The sequence below is a fragment of the Brachybacterium rhamnosum genome (assembly GCF_039526185.1).
Taxonomy (GTDB): domain Bacteria; phylum Actinomycetota; class Actinomycetes; order Actinomycetales; family Dermabacteraceae; genus Brachybacterium; species Brachybacterium rhamnosum.
In genome coordinates this window covers 198,188-216,282 of record NZ_BAAAIS010000003.1, presented here as the reverse complement: position 1 = coordinate 216,282, position 18,095 = coordinate 198,188, and the positions used below count along the sequence as shown (strand labels likewise).

General features: G+C 72.9%; 19 protein-coding genes and 1 tRNA gene. 4 read left to right on the top strand and 16 right to left on the bottom strand.

The annotated features are described in order from the left end of the window. Positions 1 to 82: 82 nt before the first annotated feature. Entirely contained in the window at positions 83 to 751 is a 669-nt protein-coding gene (locus ABD080_RS11070) for a TIGR03085 family metal-binding protein (protein ID WP_137770824.1), read from the top strand. Positions 752 to 763: 12 nt separating this feature from the next. On the opposite strand, the gene ABD080_RS11065 is transcribed toward ABD080_RS11070, so the two are convergent. Then, positions 764 to 1,789 (bottom strand): methyltransferase, encoded by a 1,026-nt coding sequence (locus ABD080_RS11065; RefSeq protein WP_137770825.1) that lies wholly within the window; start codon positions 1,787 to 1,789, stop codon positions 764 to 766. A 105-nt stretch (positions 1,790 to 1,894) separates the two neighbouring features. Between ABD080_RS11065 and ABD080_RS11060 the strand changes: the two genes are divergently transcribed. After that, positions 1,895 to 2,686 carry a ParA family protein gene (locus ABD080_RS11060; protein ID WP_137770826.1) on the top strand — a complete coding sequence of 264 codons (792 nt, stop codon included), beginning with the start codon at positions 1,895 to 1,897 and terminating at the stop codon, positions 2,684 to 2,686. Between the two features lie 127 nt (positions 2,687 to 2,813). Here ABD080_RS11060 and ABD080_RS11055 read toward each other — a convergent pair whose 3' ends face one another. From ABD080_RS11055 to ABD080_RS11025, 7 genes are all read right to left on the bottom strand, one after another. After that, positions 2,814 to 3,398, bottom strand: a complete 585-nt coding sequence (locus tag ABD080_RS11055; RefSeq protein ID WP_137770827.1) for a MerR family transcriptional regulator — start codon at positions 3,396 to 3,398, stop codon at positions 2,814 to 2,816. 168 nt (positions 3,399 to 3,566) lie between these two features. After that, positions 3,567 to 4,217: a transcriptional regulator FtsR gene (gene ftsR / locus ABD080_RS11050; protein WP_465252520.1), complete on the bottom strand. Its 651-nt coding sequence runs from the start codon at positions 4,215 to 4,217 to the stop codon at positions 3,567 to 3,569. A 51-nt stretch (positions 4,218 to 4,268) separates the two neighbouring features. Further along, positions 4,269 to 4,715 carry an FHA domain-containing protein gene (locus ABD080_RS11045; protein ID WP_205750644.1) on the bottom strand — a complete coding sequence of 149 codons (447 nt, stop codon included), beginning with the start codon at positions 4,713 to 4,715 and terminating at the stop codon, positions 4,269 to 4,271. Between the two features lie 137 nt (positions 4,716 to 4,852). After that, entirely contained in the window at positions 4,853 to 5,608 is a 756-nt protein-coding gene (locus ABD080_RS11040) for a DUF881 domain-containing protein (protein WP_137770830.1), read from the bottom strand. Further along, positions 5,605 to 5,937 (bottom strand): small basic family protein, encoded by a 333-nt coding sequence (locus ABD080_RS11035; RefSeq protein WP_137770831.1) that lies wholly within the window; start codon positions 5,935 to 5,937, stop codon positions 5,605 to 5,607. Before ABD080_RS11035 ends, ABD080_RS11040 begins: the two co-directional genes overlap by 4 nt. Continuing rightward, entirely contained in the window at positions 5,934 to 6,866 is a 933-nt protein-coding gene (locus ABD080_RS11030) for a DUF881 domain-containing protein (protein WP_240811108.1), read from the bottom strand. Before ABD080_RS11030 ends, ABD080_RS11035 begins: the two co-directional genes overlap by 4 nt. Before the next feature lie 120 nt (positions 6,867 to 6,986). Next, positions 6,987 to 8,060 (bottom strand): intradiol ring-cleavage dioxygenase, encoded by a 1,074-nt coding sequence (locus tag ABD080_RS11025; RefSeq protein WP_343904896.1) that lies wholly within the window; start codon positions 8,058 to 8,060, stop codon positions 6,987 to 6,989. A 193-nt stretch (positions 8,061 to 8,253) separates the two neighbouring features. Between ABD080_RS11025 and ABD080_RS11020 the strand changes: the two genes are divergently transcribed. Both ABD080_RS11020 and purU read left to right on the top strand, forming a co-directional pair. Then, a tRNA-Pro gene (locus ABD080_RS11020) sits at positions 8,254 to 8,327 on the top strand. 402 nt (positions 8,328 to 8,729) lie between these two features. After that, on the top strand, positions 8,730 to 9,599 hold the full coding sequence (purU, locus tag ABD080_RS11015; protein ID WP_343904894.1) for a formyltetrahydrofolate deformylase: 870 nt from the start codon (positions 8,730 to 8,732) through the stop codon (positions 9,597 to 9,599). A 28-nt stretch (positions 9,600 to 9,627) separates the two neighbouring features. Here purU and ABD080_RS11010 read toward each other — a convergent pair whose 3' ends face one another. The 8 genes from ABD080_RS11010 to der all read right to left on the bottom strand — a co-directional run bounded on the left by ABD080_RS11010 (position 9,628) and on the right by der (position 18,087). Further along, positions 9,628 to 10,557: an SDR family oxidoreductase gene (locus ABD080_RS11010; RefSeq protein WP_137770835.1), complete on the bottom strand. Its 930-nt coding sequence runs from the start codon at positions 10,555 to 10,557 to the stop codon at positions 9,628 to 9,630. A gap of 199 nt (positions 10,558 to 10,756) precedes the next feature. Further along, positions 10,757 to 11,686, bottom strand: a complete 930-nt coding sequence (locus ABD080_RS11005; RefSeq protein ID WP_137770836.1) for a carbohydrate ABC transporter permease — start codon at positions 11,684 to 11,686, stop codon at positions 10,757 to 10,759. Next, a complete protein-coding gene (locus tag ABD080_RS11000; protein ID WP_137770837.1) occupies positions 11,683 to 12,624 on the bottom strand; it encodes a carbohydrate ABC transporter permease in 942 nt (313 codons plus the stop codon). The genes ABD080_RS11005 and ABD080_RS11000 overlap by 4 nt, the downstream gene beginning before the upstream one ends. Continuing rightward, positions 12,621 to 14,015: an extracellular solute-binding protein gene (locus tag ABD080_RS10995; RefSeq protein WP_343904890.1), complete on the bottom strand. Its 1,395-nt coding sequence runs from the start codon at positions 14,013 to 14,015 to the stop codon at positions 12,621 to 12,623. Before ABD080_RS10995 ends, ABD080_RS11000 begins: the two co-directional genes overlap by 4 nt. Positions 14,016 to 14,156: 141 nt before the next feature. Continuing rightward, positions 14,157 to 14,765 (bottom strand): hypothetical protein, encoded by a 609-nt coding sequence (locus ABD080_RS10990; protein WP_137770839.1) that lies wholly within the window; start codon positions 14,763 to 14,765, stop codon positions 14,157 to 14,159. Then, entirely contained in the window at positions 14,762 to 15,235 is a 474-nt protein-coding gene (locus ABD080_RS10985) for an NUDIX hydrolase (RefSeq protein ID WP_137770840.1), read from the bottom strand. The genes ABD080_RS10990 and ABD080_RS10985 overlap by 4 nt, the downstream gene beginning before the upstream one ends. 28 nt (positions 15,236 to 15,263) lie before the next feature. Beyond that, a complete protein-coding gene (locus tag ABD080_RS10980; protein ID WP_205750645.1) occupies positions 15,264 to 15,521 on the bottom strand; it encodes a TM2 domain-containing protein in 258 nt (85 codons plus the stop codon). Positions 15,522 to 15,876: 355 nt separating this feature from the next. After that, complete coding sequence (gene der / locus ABD080_RS10975; RefSeq protein ID WP_343904887.1) at positions 15,877 to 18,087, bottom strand: bifunctional cytidylate kinase/GTPase Der; 2,211 nt, start codon at positions 18,085 to 18,087, stop codon at positions 15,877 to 15,879. Positions 18,088 to 18,095 lie beyond the last annotated feature (8 nt).

Sequence of the window (18,095 nt, the reverse complement as noted above, 5' to 3'; positions counted from 1 at the left end):
CGGCCGCCTCGGCGCCGTGAGCGCCCGCGCACCCTGTGCGCTCCCCGTGACCGTCCCGGCGACCCGCTCCTAGGATGCAGGCATGACGCCCTCCAGCGACCCCCGCCCCGCCGACGGCGCCGCCGGCCCGGATCCCCGGTCCGAGCGCGCCCAGATCGCCGACGCCTTCGCGCAGCTGGGCCCGGCCGCGCCCACGATCCTGCCGGGATGGGACGCGCGCGAGCTGCTCGACCACCTGCTGCTGCGCGAGCGCTTCTGGACGCTGCAGCTCGGCGGCGCGCTCCCGGGCCCCGCAGGGACGGCGCTCACGCAGCGCAAGGAGGCGGCGCTCGACCTCCCCTGGGAGCAGAAGGTCGCGCTCCTGCGCGAGGGCCCCGGGCGTCTCTCCCCCGCCGGCCGCGCCGATGCGCTCACCGGCGACCTCGAGCAGCTCATCCACCACGAGGACCTGCGCCGCGCGCAGGACGGCTGGCGCCCGCGCCGGATCACCCCGGAGGTCGAGCGTGCGGCCTGGCGCGGCATCGGCGTCTTCGCGCGGCTCTCCCTGCGGGTCGACGCCCGGGTCACGCTGGTCTCGCCGCGCGGCGGCAAGCAGGTGGGACCGCGCCGCGCGGAGGGCAGCCTGCGCGTGCACGGCGAGGTGCTCGAGCTGCTCCTGTGGGTGACGGGACGCGACGAGGTCGCCCGCGTCCAGATCCAGGGGGACGAGGCCGGGCTCGCGGCGCTCCGCGAGGGTCGCCGCGGCATCTGACCCGCGCGCCCCTCAGCGTGACGTGAGCAGGAACAGCCGAGGGTGATGCCCCTTCTGGAAGAAGCGGTGCTCGTCCCGCAGCGCCCAGGCGGTGCCGGGCCGCTCGAGGACGGCGTGCATGCGACGGATCTCGTGGGTGAGCACGCCGAGCCGTGCCCCGGGTGCCGCGAGTGCCGCCGCGCGGTCCAGGAGGTCGGCGAGCAGCTGCTCGTTGCTCTCGTGCTCCCCGTGGAGGGTGCCCCAGGGCGGGTTGGTGAGGATGCGGGTGAAGCCGCCCTCGATCGGCGCGTCCCGCACGTCCCCCGTGATCCACTCGATCCGGCCGCGGCGCCGTGCTGCGCGCTGATGGGCGGTGGCCGCGGCGATCGCGGCGGGGTCGAGGTCGACGCCCACGGCCCGCGCGGGGGCGGCCACGTGCAGCTGCTCGACGAGGAAAGTGCCGGAGCCGCAGGTCATGTCCAGCAGGGAGTCCTCGGCGCGCACGCCGAGGAGGTCGAGTACGGTCGCCGCGATCGTCCCGTTGACGGCTCCGGGGTAGTTCACGGTCCGCCAGGCGCGCGTCGCGAGCGGCCGGGGTGTGGTGCGCAGGAGCACCTGCCAGCCGGCCTCGCCGCTCGGGGTGCGCCGCACCCGGGCCACGAGATCGCCGTCGGCGTCGTCCACGGGGAGTCCGGCGGCGTCGGCGAGGGCCTCGGCGAGCCGGCGCATGTCCGTCGAGTCCGCACCGGCGGCCTCGAGCCGGAGCCCGTGGAACACCTGCCGGGGGCGCTGGCGGGCCATGTCCTCGAGGAGGGCCGCGATCCGCTGCTGGAGCGAGGTCTCGAGCAGCTCCCGGGGACGGCGCGCCGCGGCGGTGAGCGTCGTCGAGGCCGCGACCACGCGGCGGAGGTCGCGCACGGCGTCGAGGTCGGCGGTGCGCAGGGTGAGCTCGGTGGGGGTGCGCACCGCCGCCGGGCCCAGCCGCCGCGCCTCCGCGAGGGCGGAGGGAGCACAGCCCTCGAGCACCTCGAGCACCAGCTCGTGCGTGATCTGCGACATCCTGCTCCGTCCTGCGGGGTCCGACGGCCGCCTGATCTGCGATCTGTGGTGCGGCCCTCGGGAAGGCTACCGGGCTTGCGGGCCGCGGATCGGTAGACTGCCCGGGTGTTCATCGTGAGTGTGTGTTCGCTGAAGGGCGGCGTCGGCAAGACGTCCGTGACCCTCGGGCTGGCCTCGGCCGCTCTCCACCAGGGGATCAACACCCTGGTGATCGACCTGGACCCGCAGGGCGACTCGACCCTCGGGCTGCTGGGCGAGCCCGCGACGGGTCTCGACATCGCGGAGGTGCTCTCCTCCCCGCGCACGGAGACGGTGGACCGCTCCATCGTGCCGGTGCCGTGGTCGGAGGGTGAGTCCTCCCATCTCGACCTGATCCCGGGCACGGGGCGCTCCGCGCTCCTGGACTCCCCGGCCCCTGCCGCGAAGGACGTGCGCCGGCTGCGGGAGGCGCTGGACAAGCGCACCCACCAGTACGACCTCGTGCTCGTGGACTGCCCGCCGTCGCTCAACGGCCTCACGCAGACGGCCCTCGCCGCCTCGGACCGCGCCCTCGTGGTCTCCGAGCCGGGCTTCTTCGCCGTCACCGCCGCCGATCGCGCGCTCAAGCTCGCCTCGGAGATGCGTGAGGACGGCATCGCGCCCCGGCTCATGCCGCTGGGCCTCGCCGTGAACCGCTACCGGCCCCGCTCGGTCGAGCACCAGTACCGTCTCGCGGAGCTGCGCGACCTCTTCGGCGACCTCGTGCTCGAGCCGGTCATCGAGGAGCGCGTGGGCCTGCAGCAGGCGCAGGGCGGTGCCGTGCCGCTGCACCGCTACGAGGGCGCCTCCGGCAAGCGCCTCACCGAGGACTTCGACGCGCTGCTGCGCCGCGTGCTCGACTCCCGACAGCACTCCTGAGCCCGCCGCCCCGCGCACCCGCGGCGCCGGGCATGCGGCTCCCGCGCACGAACGGCGGGCCCCCTCCCCCGGGGTCCCGCCGTTCGTGCGCGGCCTGCAGGTGCCGGCCGCGGCCGGCGATGCGGTCTCAGCCGGCGGCGCGGCTGCGGCGACGGGCGGCGAGCTCGTCGTGCAGGGCGAGCTCGGCGTCGTCGGCCGGATTGACGCCGGGCAGGACCGAGAGCTCGCTCTCGACCTCGCGCCACACGCGGCCCACGGCGATGCCGAAGACGCCCTGGCCGCCCTGGACGAGGTCGAAGACGTCCTGGGCGGAGGTGCACTCGTAGACGGAGGCGCCGTCGCTCATGAGGGTGATCTCGGCGAGGTCGTCGATACCGCGCTCGCGCAGGGCGCCGACGGCGACCCGGATCTGCTGCAGGGAGACGCCAGTGTCGAGGAGGCGCTTGACGACCTTCAGCACGAGGATGTCGCGGAAGCCGTAGAGGCGCTGGCTGCCGGAGCCCGAGGCGGCGCGCACGCCGGGCTCGACCAGGCCGGTGCGGGCCCAGTAGTCCAGCTGGCGGTAGGTGATGCCGGCGGCCTTGCACGCGGCAGGACCGCGGTACCCGAGCTCTCCGGGAGTGTCGACGACCTCGTCGAAGAGCACTCCCTGCTGGGGTTCCGCGGGCACAGTGGACTGCGCCTGTCGATCATCGCCGCGAGTGGCGTTCACAGCTGCCTCCGGGTTCCGGCTCCCGACGGGGAAGATGGGAGCACCGGCTCAGCGTAGCGCGAAGGGGCGGCGCGCCGGAAGCAACGCGCCGCGATCGGGTCACGGACCGGTCACGGTCCCGCCCCGCCAACGCCCCGACGAAGGGGCGTCGAACCGAGGATCCGCTGGTCAGCTGCCCCGCAGCCGCAACCGTAGGAGGGAGCTGTGCAGGGTGATCATGGACTCGCCGAGATCCCGCGCGTAGTCCTCGGCCTCACCCCGCGAGGCGGGATCCGCGGGCCGCGAGCGCGGCGAGGCGACCGAGCGGATCATGTGCGCCTCGCGCTCGGCGGAGGTGCGCAGCATGACGAGGTGCCGCGGGTGCAGACCCTCCGCCGCGAGGTCGCGGGCGGCGGTCGTGATCTCGAGCTCCGTCGCGCCGTAGAAGAGCTGACCCTCGGGGAGCATCCCGTACTGCTCGAGCTCGACGAGGAAGGCGTCGTCCACCGCGGCGCGGGAGCAGAGGCCGCTGCGGTCCAGCCGCACGGCGTGCATCGTCGCCGAGGGACCGGGCCGGGAGGCGATCGAGGTGATCTCCCCGTCGCCCTCGACCCCGTGCTCGAGGAGGTGCTCCTTGATGACCTTAAGCGGCCAGAACCGGTCCCGCTGCGCGCGCAGCACGAAGCGGAGCCGATCCACGTCGGAGCGGGAGTACTTGCGGTACCCGGCCGCCGTGCGCTCGGGGGTGATGAGCCCCTCCGCCTCGAGGTAGTGGAGCTTGGAGTGCGCGAGATCGGGGAACTCGTCCCGGAGCAGCTCGAGCACCTGCCCGATGCTCATCCGCGCGGACGGCGAGCTCCCCGGCCTGCGCGATGCGGAGGCCGGCATGCCTCAGTCCGTCCCGACGAAGGGATGGAAGGTGAGGCGGTACTTGCCGATCTGGACGTCCTGCCCGGCCTGGAGGACGGCCTCGTCGACCCGCTCCTTGCCGAGGTAGGTGCCGTTGAGCGACCCGAGGTCACGCACGAGGAAGGAGTCCCCGTCCCGCACGAAGGCGGCGTGGCGGCGGGAGACGGTGACGTCGTCGAGGAAGATCTCGCAGCCGGGGTGGCGACCGGCGACCGTGGTGTCGGCGTCCAGCAGGAAGCGGGCGCCGAGGTTCGGCCCCTTGCGCACGACCAGCAGCGCGCTGCCGCGCGGCAGGTTCTCGATCGCCCGGCGGTCCTGGGCGGTGAGGCCGGGCTCGGCCTCCTCGACCGGGTCGCTGGGCGAGATCGCGCTCAGCTTCGACGTGTGATCGAGATTGTCGTCGTTCCACTGGTGGTTCGTCGTGGACACCGTGCACCCCTTCCCGGACCTGCGGCGCGTCCTGTCTTCTGGTCCGACAGGATACGGCGGAGACATCCTCGCACGTCGAGAGCCCGCCGAGAGCCCGCTGGGGACCATCGGCCCCAGGTCCTGTCAGGATTTGACCTTCACTTGACCACCCGCGAGTACTCGGGCTCGCGGACCGTCGCGAGCGCCTCGATCGCGACCTGCTCCTCCGCGCTCACCTCGAGGCTCCCGCCGTCCGCGGTGACGGAGTCCACCGCGCCGCCGGGGATGCTCAGCGCCGGCTCCATGACGGTCGGGTCGCCGATCGCGAGGACGTCGAACGGGGCGGGCACGCGCGTCCCGTCCACGAGCAGCGTGCCGTCCTCCGCGGTCGTGAACGACGTCGAGGCGACGACCCGGACGTCGCCCACCTGGATCACCTCGGCGCCGGCGTTGCGCAGCTCCTGCACGACGCCGAGGACGGTGCGCGCTCGGACGGTGCCGGTGCTCTCCGTGACCCGGGCGGAGATCCCGCGACCATAGGCGGGCGCGGTCCCGGCGACGATCTCGAGGTCCTCGAGCCGCTGCTGCGCGGCGTTCTGCGCGGCGACGTCGTCCTCGTGGCCGGCCTGCAGGGTCGCGAGGGATCCGTCGAGGTCCTCGTTCTCCTGCTCGAGGTCGCTCACGTGGCGGTCGGACTCGTCGAGCAGCCGCACGAGGTCCTCCTGGGTCGCGCCCTGCAGGGCGTCCTCGTCCTGGGCGCGCACCTGCACGACGATCGTGATGCCGAGCAGGAAGCAGAGCACGCCGACGATGACCTGCTGCGCGCTCGCATGGGGGCGCAGCGTCTCGCGCAGGCGCCGCAGCACCTCCCGCTGCTCCTGGCGGGACTCGGGGATCCGGGAGCCGTCGCTCATGAGCGGAAGAGGCGGCGACGGATCGCGGCCGCGTTGGAGAAGATCCGGATGCCCAGCACGACGATCACGGCGGTGGAGAGCTGGGCTCCCACGCCGAGCTGGTCGCCGAGGAACACCAGCAGCGCCGCGATCAGGACGTTGAAGAGGAAGGAGGTGATGAAGACGTGGGCGTTGAAGACGCCGTCGAGGACGGCGCGGAGGCCGCCCGCGAGGGTGTCCAGCGCCGCGACCACGGCGATGGGCAGGTAGGGCTGCAGCACCGCGGGGACGTCCGGCTGGAGGAACAGCCCCACGGCGATGCCGATCAGCAGGCCGAGGATCGCGATCATGGGGTGGTCTCCTTGTCGGTGGCACCGGGGTCGGTGTCGGGGTCGGTGGGCGAGGCGTCGGCGCCGGCCTCCCCCGGCGGCGTCGAGGAGGCCTCGCGGAGGGCGGCGGGAGCGCGGGCCGGGACGGAGAGGTCCTCGGAGGTCTCCCACGACAGGACGATCCCGAACCGGGAGGAGATCTCGGAGAGGTACTCCCCGGTCGCCTCGCCCTGGACGGCCTGCTCGATCGCGGCCCCGTCGCCGAGCGCGACGATGCGGTAGGGCGGCGATATCGGGCGGAGGTCCACGAGCACGGCCGATCCCGCGGTGCGGATGGCGCTCGAGGCGGAGATCCGCTGCCCGTTGACGGCGATCGCCTCGGCGCCCGCGGCCCAGAGGCCGTTGACGGCGATCTGGAGGTCCTCGTCGGTCGCGCGGTTCACGGTGCCTTCGGCGACACCCGGCGAGGCCGGCAGCGGGGCGGAGTCCTCGACCTGCAGCACGACGCCGGGCCCGCTCAGGGCGGTCGAGGCCGTCGCGGTCTCGTAGGTGGACAGGCGGGCCGCCGCGGCGGAGTCGGAGGACTGCAGCACGTCCTCCTGGAGCGCGCTGATCTCCGACTGGAGCTCCTCCTGGCGCTGCTCGAGGCCGACGGCGTGCTCGCGGGAATCCCGCACCTCCTGCTCGAGGGCGGCGCGCGGGGAGTCCTCGGAGACGGCGTCAGCGCGGAGGTTCGTCACGGCGACGGCGACCGCGAGCCCCAGCAGGATCGCGATGGCGAGGGTGACGACGCGGCTCGCGGGCGTGTCGGGGTGGGAGTCCGCCTCGGAGTCCTCCTCGGTGCCGCGCAGCTCGTCGACGTCGAGCGGGCTCGAGGTCAGGGCGCGCAGCAGCGACATCGGCGAGTACGGGGTCTCGCCATGAGGTGTCTCGCGGGACGGCTCCGGCATGGCCGCCACGATATCGGGAGGTGACGGCGGGGCGGACGCATGACCGCCCGGCGCGCCGGGCGGCGGCGCACCGGGCGGGCGCGGGACGGGGCCCGCCCGTGACGGGCGGGCCCCGGAGGATCAGCGGGAGCCGACGAGGTTGTTGCCCACGAGGCTGCTCTCGCCGCCGCCGTCGGAGGCGCCGGACGGCGGGGTGCCCCCCTCGGGCGGGGTGCCGCCCATGCCGCCGCCGCCGTCGGACGGACCGCCGCCCGAGGGCGGGGTCCCGCCCATGTCGCCGCCGCTCACGCCCGGCTCCGTGGACGGATCGATCGCGACCGGGAGCGTCACCGTGAAGCCGGAGGCGACGTCGCCTTCGACGGTCGCGAGCTGCAGCTCGCCGCCGTCGTCCCCGAAGACGTTGTCGGAGTCCAGCGTGATGTTCGCGAGGTTCTCGGTGGAGCCGTCGTAGCCGTCCTCCGCGTAGACGGTCTCCGCCACGTCCTGGGGGATCGCGACCTGGGAGGTCGCGAGCAGGTTGTCGGTGCTCGTGATCGAGGCCTCGTCCGGGTAGACCTCGAAGTGGATGTGCGGCCAGCGGCCTGCATAGCAGCCCGGCATGATGCTGGTGAAGGTGACCTGGCCGTTCTCATCGGCGACCTGCACGCCGCGCAGGAAGTTCTCGTTCTCGAGCCCCTCGGAGTACAGGGAGTAGAGACCGTCGCCCGTGCAGTGCCAGACGTAGACCGCGACCCCGGCGTAGGGGGCGTTGTCCTCCTCCATGTTGGTGATCGTGAGGGTGAGCGTCATCGGGACGCCGGAGACGGCGGTCGTGGAGTCGCCGAAGCTCGCGGTGATGTCGGAGCGGACGATCCCGGACTCGGTGAGGACGTTGACACCGTTGGTGCCGTCCGCCGGGTAGGGGCCGTTCGTCTCCTCGGGGATCTCGCCGTCGGAGGTGGTCGAGTCGGAGCCGCCGTCTGAGGCGGCCGAGGTGCTCGAGTCCGAGGAGCTCGACGTGCTGCACGCGGCGAGACCGGCGACCGCGGCACCGGCTCCCAGGGCGCCGAGGGCCCGGCGACGGGTGACCATCGTGGTGATGTCGAAGCCGAGGCCCTGGTCCGCGAGCGGCTCGTCCTGGTGGGCGAGGCGTCGGCCCTCGTAATGCAAAGTGCCGTCGGCGTCGCGCTGGAGGCGGGGGTCCTGGTCGGTCATGCGGGTCACGTCCTTCGTCTCGGTGATGATGACAGCGACGCTACGCAGGGCGTTTATGCCGCCGCTTCGGCGTACCTGTGCCCCTGCTGTGCGACGACTCCCCAGAGGGTGCCGCAGGTCACGTGCCTCTCGATTCGCGGGCACGGCCCCGCGCGGGGTATCGTTGATCTCGGCTCTTCGGGGCTCACCTTCTCGGGCTGTGGCGCAGCTTGGTAGCGCACTTGACTGGGGGTCAAGGGGTCGCAGGTTCAAATCCTGTCAGCCCGACCGAGAAGATTGCTGGAACAGGCAGGTCCGGAAGCCCGGACCTGCCTGTTCTCATTCCGGGGCCGTCCACCTCGGGTGCGCACGGCGCCCATCCGCACCTGCTGGGCGTCGGCGAGGGCGCAGATGCCGAGCGGGCCCGGCTCGTAGCCGTGGCCGTGGCCGGAGCACGTGATCCCGCCGCAGGGCAGGCGCGGATCCGACGTCACGATCCCGTTCACGGCGACCTTGGTCCACGGCCCCCTTCGCCCCGACGGTCATCCCGGGGTTCGCCGGATCCCCCGCGCCCCATCGGCGATCGGAACGTCCGGCAGGCCCCCGCCCGTCGTGACCTCGACCCCACTCACGACGTCCACCCCGCGGCGTCCGTCCTCACGAGGCGGCCACCCTTCTAGACTTCCGGGCATGAGCAGCCCCACCGCCTCCCCCACCGTCGAGTACGTCCTCACCGTCGTGTGCGAGGACAGGCCCGGCATCGTCCACGCCGTCACCGGTGCGATCGTCGAGGTGGGCGGCAACATCACGGAGAGCCGCCAGTTCGAGAGCGGCGCCACCCAGCGCTTCTACATGCGGCTCCAGCTGGCCACCTCGGCCTCCCCTGCGGAGATCGCCGCGGCGCTCGCACCCGTCGTGGAGCGCTTCGGGATCGAGCACCGGCTCGACGAGGTCGCCCGCCCGGTGCGCACGCTGATCCTCGGCTCCACCGCGAAGCACTGCGTGAACGACCTGCTGTTCCAGATCGACGCGGGCCACCTGCCGATCGAGGTGCCGCTCATCCTCGCCAACCACCCCACGCTCGAGCCGCTCGCGACGTTCTACGGGGTGCCCTTCGAGCACCTGCCCACCAAGGGTGAGGGTGCCAAGGCCGCCTTCGAGGACCGGGTGCGGGAGGCCGTGGTCGAGCACGACGTGGAGCTCGTGGTCCTCGCGCGCTACATGCAGATCCTCACCCCCGAGCTGTGCGAGGAGTTCGAGGGGCGCTGCATCAACATCCACCACTCGTTCCTGCCGGGGTTCAAGGGCGCGAACCCCTACCGCCAGGCGCACGCCCGCGGGGTCAAGCAGATCGGTGCGACGGCGCACTTCGTCACGAGCGACCTCGACGAGGGCCCGATCATCGAGCAGGACGTCATCCGGGTGGACCACACGCGCTCGCCGCAGGAGCTCATGGCGATCGGCCAGGACGCCGAGGTGCGCACGCTGCGCCAGGCGGTCACCTGGTTCTCGCAGTCGCGCGTCCTCCTCGACGGCACGCGGACGGTCATCTTCCGCTGATCGATATGCCGAGGGCGGCCGAGAGGTCTCAGAACACCGGTCGCCCGCCGGTCACGCCGAGCACGGTGCCGGAGACGTAGCTCGCCTCCGTCGGGCTCGCGAGGAACACGAAGGCCCCCGCGACCTCCGCGGGCTGGCCCGCGCGCCCCAGCGGCGTGTTCCCGCCGAAGGCGACGTAGTCGTCGCTGACGCGCGTGGCGACGTTGAGCGGGGTCCAGATCGGTCCTGGGGCGACCGCGTTCACGCGGATCCCCTGCGGGCCGAGGTCCGCGGCGAGGTTCACGGTGACGTTGTTGATCGCGGCCTTCGTCGCCGCGTAGTCCATGAGCGGCACCGAGGGATCGTAGGACTGGATCGAGGAGCAGTTGATCACCGAGGACCCCGCGCGCAGGTGCGGCGCGGCCTCCTGCGTGATCCAGAACAGCGCCTCGAGGTTCGTGGTCAGGGTCCGGTGCAGGCGCGCGGAATCGATGCCCGCGAGGCCGCGGGGCTCCGCGCGGCCCCACTGGAACGCGGCGTTGTTTACGAGCACGTCGAGGCCGCCGTGCTCCTGCACCGTGCGGGTCACGAGCGACCGCGCCATCTCCTCCTCGCGGATGTCGCCGGGCAGCAGGAGTGCGCGGCGGCCGGCGTCGCGGATCCAGCGGGCCGTCTCCTCGGCGTCCTCCTGCTCCTCGGGGAGGTAGGAGATCGCGACGTCGGCGCCCTCGCGGGCATAGGCGATCGCGACGGCGCGGCCGATCCCGGAGTCGCCGCCGGTGATGAGCGCGGAGAGCCCCGCGAGGCGGCCGTGGCCCACGTAGCTCTCCTCGCCGTGGTCGGGGACCGGGGTCATGGGCGCGGTGAGTCCGGGCGGCTGCTGGTCCTGCGCGGGGAACGACGGCTCGCCGTCGCGGGTGGAGAGCTCCTGCGCGCGGCGGGCCACCTGCGGTTCCAGGGTGCTGTTCTTCTCGGTCATCACGGCTCCTTCATCGAGGGCAAGTGCATCCAGGGCGTGCGCCGCCACGCTATGCCGTGCACCCCCTCCGCGTCCCGCGCCCCGGTCGACCGGTCGGTGGGTGCCCCGGGGAGCGAGACCATCCGGGAGCGCGCGAGGACCGCTCTCGTTGCGCGGACGCCGCCCCAGCGCACCTCGACGGATGCGGTCGGAGGTCCCGTCAGCCCTTCACGCCGCCGGCGGCTGCGAAGCCCTGGCCCAGGTTGCGGCCCAGGAACAGGTACAGCACCACGACGGGCAGCGAGTAGAAGATCGAGAAGGCCGCGAGCTGGCCGTAGGCGACCTGCCCGTACTGCGAGGAGAAGGTGTACAGGGTGACCGCGGCGGGCAGCTTGTCCGGGCTCAGCAGCAGCATGAACGGCACGAAGAAGTTGCCCCACATGGAGACGAAGGTGAAGATCGTCGCGACCGAGAGACCTGAGCGCATGAGCGGCAGCACCACGGACCACAGGGTGCGGTAGACACCGGCGCCCTCCGTCCAGGCGGACTCCTCGATCTCGAGCGGCACCCCGTCCATGAACCCCTTCGTGAGGAAGATGGCGTACGGGAGCGAGCTCGCCCCGAGGAACAGGATCGCCCCGCCCATCGAGTCGATGAGGTTCACCTGCACGAACATCGAGTACACGGGGATCATGATCGCCGTGATCGGCAGGCCCGTGGAGAAGATGATCGTCAGCAGCAGCGGGCGCTTGGCCCGGAAGCGGTAGCGGGAGAGCGGGTAGGCGCACAGCACCGCGGTCACCATCGTGAGGATCGTGGCCCCGCCGCACAGCACGAGCGAGTTCGCGAGCGGGCGGAACGTCGTCTCCGTGTTCCAGATGGCGGCGTAGTTGCCCAGGCTCCAACGCTTCGGCCAGCCCACGGAGAGCGAGGCCTCCGTGTCGAAGGAGGCGAGCACCACCCACAGCAGCGGCACCAGGAACACGATGCCGATGACGACCATCGCGATGGTGCTCGCGAGGGAGGTGCCGGCGGCGCGGGTGGCCTTCCGGCGGCGGGGTCCGGGATCCCGGCGCGCGGTCGTGGTGGTGGGCGCTGCGTCCCGGAGGCCCGCGGCGGGGGCGGTGGCGGTCGGGTCGGCGGCGGTCATCGCTTGTCCTCCTCCGGCAGCAGGCGCAGGTAGGCGACGGAGGCAAGCGCCCCGATCAGCAGGAGCAGCAGGGCCACGGCGGTGCCGTAGCCGAGCTGCCCGTACGAGAACGCCTGCTCGTACATGTACAGGGGCAGGGTCTGGCTCTGCCGGGCGGGACCGCCGCCGGTCATGATGAAGATCAGGCCGAAGACGGAGAGGGTCTGCAGGGTGGTGAGCATGAGGTTGGTGGCGATCGCGGGCCGCAGCAGCGGGATCGTTACGGACACGAAGCGCCGCACCGGGCCGGCGCCGTCGAGCGCCGCGGACTCGTACACGTCGCCGGGCACCGAGCTCAGCGCCGCGGAGTAGACGAGCATCGAGAAGGCCGCGCCGCGCCAGATGTTCGCGAAGGACACCGCGATGATCGGCGCGCTGAACAGGAGGTCCTGGCCGGGCAGGCCGACGGAGGTGAGCAGCGTGTTCAGGCTGCCGCCGTCGGCGAAGAAGGTGTAGAGCAGGTACCCGGCGACCACTTCGGGCAGGATCCAGGCGGCGATGACGATCGAGGTGACCGTGAAGGTCATGAGCCGGTTCGCGCGCTCCATGAGCAGGGCCAGGAGCATGCCGAGCACGTTCTGGCCGATCACGGCGGAGATCAGCGTGAACACCAGCGTCAGCACGACGGAGTTCCAGAAGTCCGCGTCGGTGAAGGCGTCGGTGAAGTTCGTGAAGCCCACGAAGCTCGTGTCCGAGGCGCCCTCGCCGCGGATCGCGCTGTCGGTGAAGGCGAGGTACAGCGAGTAGAGGATCGGGCCGAGCATGAACACGACCAGGAGGATCCCTGCCGGGAGCATGGGCACGGCGCGGACGGCCGTTAGCCGGTCCCCGAGCCGGGAGCGGCGACGCGGCGTGGGGACCTGCGCGCCCGCAGTGGTGGTGGGTGTCGCGGTGGTCATCCGTTCGCCTCCTGGACGTTCTCGGGACCGACGATGTCCGTCACCGTGGAGTCGTACGCGGCGGCCGCGGAGGCCGGGTCGCTGCCGGTCAGCACCGCCTCCATCGCCTCCTGGATCGCGGAGGACACCTCCGGGTAGGCGGGCAGGGCGGGCCGGTAGTACGCGGTCTCGAGCAGGTTCGTGAAGTACTCGACGGCCGGGGAGTACTCGAGGTACTCCTTCACCTCGGCGACGTCGGAGCGCACGGTGATGTGGTTGTCCGCGATCGCGTACTGCACGAGCGTCTCGGTGGAGACGAGCACCTCGAGGAACGCGAAGGCGGTCTCGCGGTCGGTGACGTGGCCCGGGATCGACAGGCCCCAGCCGCCGGCGAGGGTCACCGTGCCGGTGCCGCCGCCGTCCTGGGTGGGCATGTCCGCGAGGCCCACCTCGTCGGGCCACTCGGGCCACGGACGGCCGGCGGACTCTGTCCAGTTCTGGGAGATCCAGGAGCCGTCCACGAGCATGCCGAGCTTCCCGTCCGGCAGCAGCTGCGTGTAGATCTGCTCGGAGATGTTGGGGTCCAGCAGCTGGCCGAGCGGGAGCGTGAGCTCCTCCTGGACGATCGTCTGCAGGAAGGTCAGCGCGTCCACGAAGCCCGCCGAGCCGAGCACCCACTTCTTGGTCTCGTCGTCGTAGAGGCCAGTGCCGTCGCCGGTGCCGTAGAGCAGCATCTCGAAGCCCTGCATCGAGGCCTTCTCGCCCTGCGGCGTGCCGGCGAACAGGAAGAACGGGGTCGCCTCGGAGTCGGACTCCTTGATCGCGCGGGCCGCCTCGAGGATGTCCTCCCAGCTGGTGGGCTGCCAGTGCGCGGGGAGCCCTGCCTCCTCGAACACGCCACGGTGGAACCAGATGGCACGGGTGTCCGTCGTGATCGGGACGCCGTAGACCTCGCCGTCCTCACCGGTGACGGCGAGCTTGGAGGCGTCGGCGATGTCCTTCCAGTGGTCCCAGCCCTCGACGAGGTCCGTGATCGGCTGCAGGTACCCGGCGCCGACGTCGGACAGGAGGATGAAGGAGTCCTCGTAGACGAGGTCGGGGCTCGTGCGGGGCGAGCTCATGAGCAGCTCGTTCTTCGTGAAGTAGTCGTTCTCCGCGGCCACGATCGGCACGAGGTCCACGACGAGGTCGGGGTTCTGCGCGGAGAACTCCTTCGCGGCCCCCTGGATCCACTTCTCCTTGATCGTGTTCGAACCGAACTGCTGGTAGGCGATGCGCAGGGTGCTGGGGTCGCGGCTGCTGCCGGAGCAGCCGGCCAGGGCCCCCAGCGGCAGCACCGTGGCCACGCCCGCGGTCCAGCGCAGGAAGCTGCGCCGCGCGGGGCGGGGGCGGATCGGGGTACCGGCGGGCACGGGTCCTCCTCGTCGACGGTGACGGCGGCCCGGGTCCGGGACCGCGCGTCGACCTTACACAGACCATGGCGCGGATCACATGATCAGGGAGGAGACGGCGTGGCGGCGCCGCCCGCGGGGAGGCGCCGCCGCGCGCAGGGCTCAGCGGCGCGCGGCCCGCCCGACGCCCTGGGCCTGCTCAGCGTCCGCGTAGCGCATGCCGGCGGGGACCTGGGCGAGCTCGAACCAGCGCTCGGCGCGCGGGAGCAGCCGCACGTCGTGCCAGGGCACCTCGAATGAGGGGCTCTGCCAGAGCGTCAGGGCGACCTCCTCCCGGCGGCCGGTCGCGACGAGCAGGAGCCGGCGCAGCCGCGAGTAGGGGTGCGGCGAGGGCCGGGAGGCGGGCGGCACCGCGAGGTGGCCGTCCAGGGCGAGGGGCCAGATCGTCTCGCCCCAGTGCAGCTCCGCGCCGGCGCCCTTGCCGCGGATCACAGCGGGCAGGCGCAGGTCGCTCGCGCGCACGGGCCGCGGGGCGAGCGGGGTCCCCCGCTCGAGCACCTCGGGCTGCACCCAGGCGCCGGGCAGCACGAGGCGGCCCTCCCGGTGGACGTCCACGAGCAGGGCGTCCGCGAAGGGGCCGAGCGGGGCGGAGAGCACACCGTCGCGCGCGAGGTCGCGGCGCGGCGCGGCCAGCACGCGCACCTCGGCCGTGTCCCGCGGGTCCTCGGTCAGGGCGATCGCCACCTGGGTGCCGGGCAGCGGGTCCCTCATCGGCGGAACCTCGCCTCGGGGCGGCCTGCGAGGGCGATGGTCAGCATCTCGGTGAACCTCTCGTTCATCGGGGGCGGGGCGTCGATCGGGAACCACCGGGCCTCGGTGTTCTCGCCGTCCGCGGGATGGGGGTCCCCGTCCTCGTGCTCGCACAGGAAGCACAGGTCGAGGTACTCGGCGACGTCGCCGTTGGGGTAGGTGACGGGGCCGACGGTCCTCACGTCGATCAGGCGCAGCGCCCGGCAGCGCACGCCGGCCTCCTCGAGCACCTCGCGCTCGGCGGCGACGGCCGGCTCCTCCCCCGGGTCGATGATGCCGGTGACGGGGGTCCAGGCGCCGTTGTCGGCGCGGCGCACGGCGAGCATCCGGCGGCGATCCGCGTCGAGCACGATCGCGGTGACACCGCTCATCCACAGCGGGGCGTGGCCGATCCGCTCGCGCAGGGCGAGCACGAACTCGGGCGTGGCCATGGTGCTCCTCGGGAAGTGCCGGGGGTGGTCAGTCGGTCAGCGGGCGGCCCTGCGCATCGCGGGTGAAGGGCTCCGCCTTGGCGAGGATCATGATGCCCTCGATGAGGCCCCACAGGTGGCCGGCGCCGCAGGTGAGGATCGTGACGATGATCTGGACGACGCCGATCGCGGTGTACCCCAGCAGGAAGCGGTGCACGCCGAAGCCGCCGAGGAAGATCCCCATCAGCCCCGCGAGAAGCCTGCTCGTGCCGATCTGGCCGGGTGCCCCGTGGAGGGGCGCGGGCACGGCCCCTCCCTGCGGTGCGGCGCCGTAGGGCGATCCGCCGTACGGGGCCCCTGCCGAGGGTGCGCCCGCCGAGGGGATACCGTCGCCGTAGGGATCCGCCGGGGCCGGGTGCCAGGAGGGCTCCGCGCGCGGTGCCGCCCACGGGTCATGGTCGGCCGGTGCGGCCGACCCGACGGACTGCGGGGGCGCGGCCCACGGGTCCTGGGGTCCTCCGGAGGACAGGTCACCCGACCCCGCTCCGTACGGGTCCCGGCCCCCGGGCTGGGGCGCTCCGTAGGGGTCGACGGGGTGGTCACCGGGTCGCTGCGGGTCCGTGGAGCTCATGGGCACCACAGTACCGGCGACCCGGCGCCGCTCAGCGCTTGCGCTTCTCGCGGATCCGGACGCCGATCACGACGGGTGAGCCGGTGAACTCGAAATCCTCGCGGAGGCGGCGCTCGATGAAGCGGCGGTAGCCGTGCTCGAGGAAGCCGGTCGCGAAGATGACGAAGCGCGGCGGGCGCGTGCGGGCCTGGGTCGCGAAGAGGATCCGCGACTGCTTGCCGCCGCGCAGCGGATGCGGGTGCGCCGCGACGAGCGTGCCGAGGAAGGCGTTGAGGCGCCCGGTCGGGATGCGCTGGTCCCAGGACTCGAGGGCCTGCTCGAGCGCCGGCACGAGCTTCTCCGCGTGACGTCCCGTCTTGGCGGAGAGGTTCACGCGCGGCGCCCAGGAGACGTGGCCGAGGTCCTTCTCAATCTCGAACTCGAGCTGGTGGCGGCGCTCCTCGTCCAGGAGGTCCCACTTGTTGAAGGCGAGCACGAGCGCGCGCCCGGATTCCAGGACCATGTCGATGATCTTGAGGTCCTGGGTGGAGATCGGCTCGTTCGCCTCGATGAGGACGACGGCGACCTCGGCCCGGTCCAGGGCGGAGCGGGTGCGCAGCGAGGCGTAGTAGTCCGCGCCGGAGGACTGCAGCACGCGGCGGCGGATGCCGGCCGTGTCCACGAAGGTCCACTCCTTGCCGCCGAGGGTGATCTTCTCGTCGACCGGGTCACGCGTGGTGCCCGCGAGGTCGTCGACGACGACGCGCCGCTCCCCCGCGAGCCGGTTCAGCAGCGAGGACTTGCCGACGTTCGGCCGGCCCACGAGGGCGATGCGCCGCGGCCCGTGGTCCACGGCGTCGCCGCGGCCCTCCTCGGGGAGCACGGCGAGCACGGCGTCGAGCAGGTCGCCGGAGCCGCGGCCATGGAGCGCGGAGACCGGGAACGGCTCCCCCAGCCCCAGGTTCCACAGGGCGGCGGCCTCGAGCTCGCCGCGCTGGTCGTCGACCTTGTTGGCGACGAGCACGATCGGGCGCTGCGAGCGGCGCAGCACCTTCAGCAGCTGCTCGTCGGTGGTCGTGATGCCGACGTTCGCGTCGACCACGAACATGACGACGTCCGCGAGCTCGACCGCGACCTCCGCCTGCTCGGCGACGCGGTAGGCGATGCCGTCGACCTTCTCCTCCCAGCCGCCGGTGTCGACGAGCCAGAAGTCCTTCCCGGCCCACTCGGCTTCGTAGAACACGCGGTCGCGGGTCACGCCGGGGACGTCCTCGACGACGGCCTCGCGGCGGCCGAGGATGCGGTTGACCAGGGTCGACTTGCCGACGTTGGGGCGGCCGACGACGGCGACGACCGGCAGGTTCGGCGCCGGGTCCCCGTAGCCGAGGTCCTCGAGGTCGTCCGCGTCCAGGAGGGCGAGGTCGTCGGCGTCGAGGTCGAAGTCCTCGAGGCCGGCGCGCAGGGCGGCCTCGACCGCGTCGTCGTCGCTCGTGTCGAGTCCCGCGCGGGCGGCGGCAGGGGCAGTGCCGCCGGCGGCGGGGGCGGTGGCGGAGGCGGTGCGGGCCTGCTCGACGAGCTCGAGCACGGCGGCGACGACCTCGGTCACGCCGCGGCCCGTCGTGTCGACCTCGTGGACGCCGTCGGCCGCGGTCGCGAACTCGGAGACGGTCGCGTCGTCGCGGTCGCGGCGCAGCACCTGGTCCTCCATGCGCTCGCGGGACTCCTCCGAGTCGGGGAGCCCCAGCTCCTGCGCGCGGCGGCGCATGCGCTCCTCGGGGCTCGCGGTGAGCAGCACCCGCACGGCGGCGTCGGGGGCGACGACGGTCGTGATGTCACGGCCCTCGGCGACGCAGCTGCCGCGCTCGGCGGCGGTCGCGAACAGCAGCTCCCGCTGCCGGCGCTGGAGCACGGGCCGCACCAGGGTGTTGGTGGCGACGGCGCTGACCTGCTGGGAGATACGCTCGCTGCGGATCTCCCCGGTCACGTCCTCGCCGTCGACGACGACGCTCGCCCCGGCCGGGTCGGTCCCCAGCTCGAGGTCGAGGGCCTCGGCGACGCGCGCCACGGTCTCCTGGTCGGTGAGGGCCACGTCGTTCTCGAGGCACCACCAGGTCACCGCCCGGTACATGGCGCCGGTGTCGAGCATGCCGCCGTCCAGCGCCTCCGCGACGAGGCGGGAGACGGTGGACTTGCCGGAGCCGGCGGGGCCGTCGATCGCGATGGTCACGCCGCCGGGGGCGGTCGAGGGAGCGCTGGTGTGCATCCGTCAAG

What these genes read in the sequence shown, in the direction of transcription:
- ABD080_RS11070 (WP_137770824.1), top strand. Translation starts at nt 83, where the DNA reads ATGACGCCCTCCAGCGACCCCCGCCCCGCCGACGGCGCCGCCGGCCCG.
- ABD080_RS11065 (WP_137770825.1), bottom strand. Translation starts at nt 1,789, where the DNA reads ATGTCGCAGATCACGCACGAGCTGGTGCTCGAGGTGCTCGAGGGCTGT.
- ftsR (WP_465252520.1), bottom strand. Translation starts at nt 4,217, where the DNA reads ATGAGCATCGGGCAGGTGCTCGAGCTGCTCCGGGACGAGTTCCCCGAT.
- ABD080_RS11040 (WP_137770830.1), bottom strand. Translation starts at nt 5,608, where the DNA reads ATGAGCGACGGCTCCCGGATCCCCGAGTCCCGCCAGGAGCAGCGGGAG.
- ABD080_RS11035 (WP_137770831.1), bottom strand. Translation starts at nt 5,937, where the DNA reads ATGATCGCGATCCTCGGCCTGCTGATCGGCATCGCCGTGGGGCTGTTC.
- ABD080_RS11030 (WP_240811108.1), bottom strand. Translation starts at nt 6,866, where the DNA reads ATGCCGGAGCCGTCCCGCGAGACACCTCATGGCGAGACCCCGTACTCG.
- ABD080_RS11025 (WP_343904896.1), bottom strand. Translation starts at nt 8,060, where the DNA reads ATGACCGACCAGGACCCCCGCCTCCAGCGCGACGCCGACGGCACTTTG.
- purU (WP_343904894.1), top strand. Translation starts at nt 8,730, where the DNA reads ATGAGCAGCCCCACCGCCTCCCCCACCGTCGAGTACGTCCTCACCGTC.
- ABD080_RS11010 (WP_137770835.1), bottom strand. Translation starts at nt 10,557, where the DNA reads ATGACCGAGAAGAACAGCACCCTGGAACCGCAGGTGGCCCGCCGCGCG.
- ABD080_RS11005 (WP_137770836.1), bottom strand. Translation starts at nt 11,686, where the DNA reads ATGACCGCCGCCGACCCGACCGCCACCGCCCCCGCCGCGGGCCTCCGG.
- ABD080_RS11000 (WP_137770837.1), bottom strand. Translation starts at nt 12,624, where the DNA reads ATGACCACCGCGACACCCACCACCACTGCGGGCGCGCAGGTCCCCACG.
- ABD080_RS10990 (WP_137770839.1), bottom strand. Translation starts at nt 14,765, where the DNA reads ATGAGGGACCCGCTGCCCGGCACCCAGGTGGCGATCGCCCTGACCGAG.
- ABD080_RS10985 (WP_137770840.1), bottom strand. Translation starts at nt 15,235, where the DNA reads ATGGCCACGCCCGAGTTCGTGCTCGCCCTGCGCGAGCGGATCGGCCAC.
- der (WP_343904887.1), bottom strand. Translation starts at nt 18,087, where the DNA reads ATGCACACCAGCGCTCCCTCGACCGCCCCCGGCGGCGTGACCATCGCG.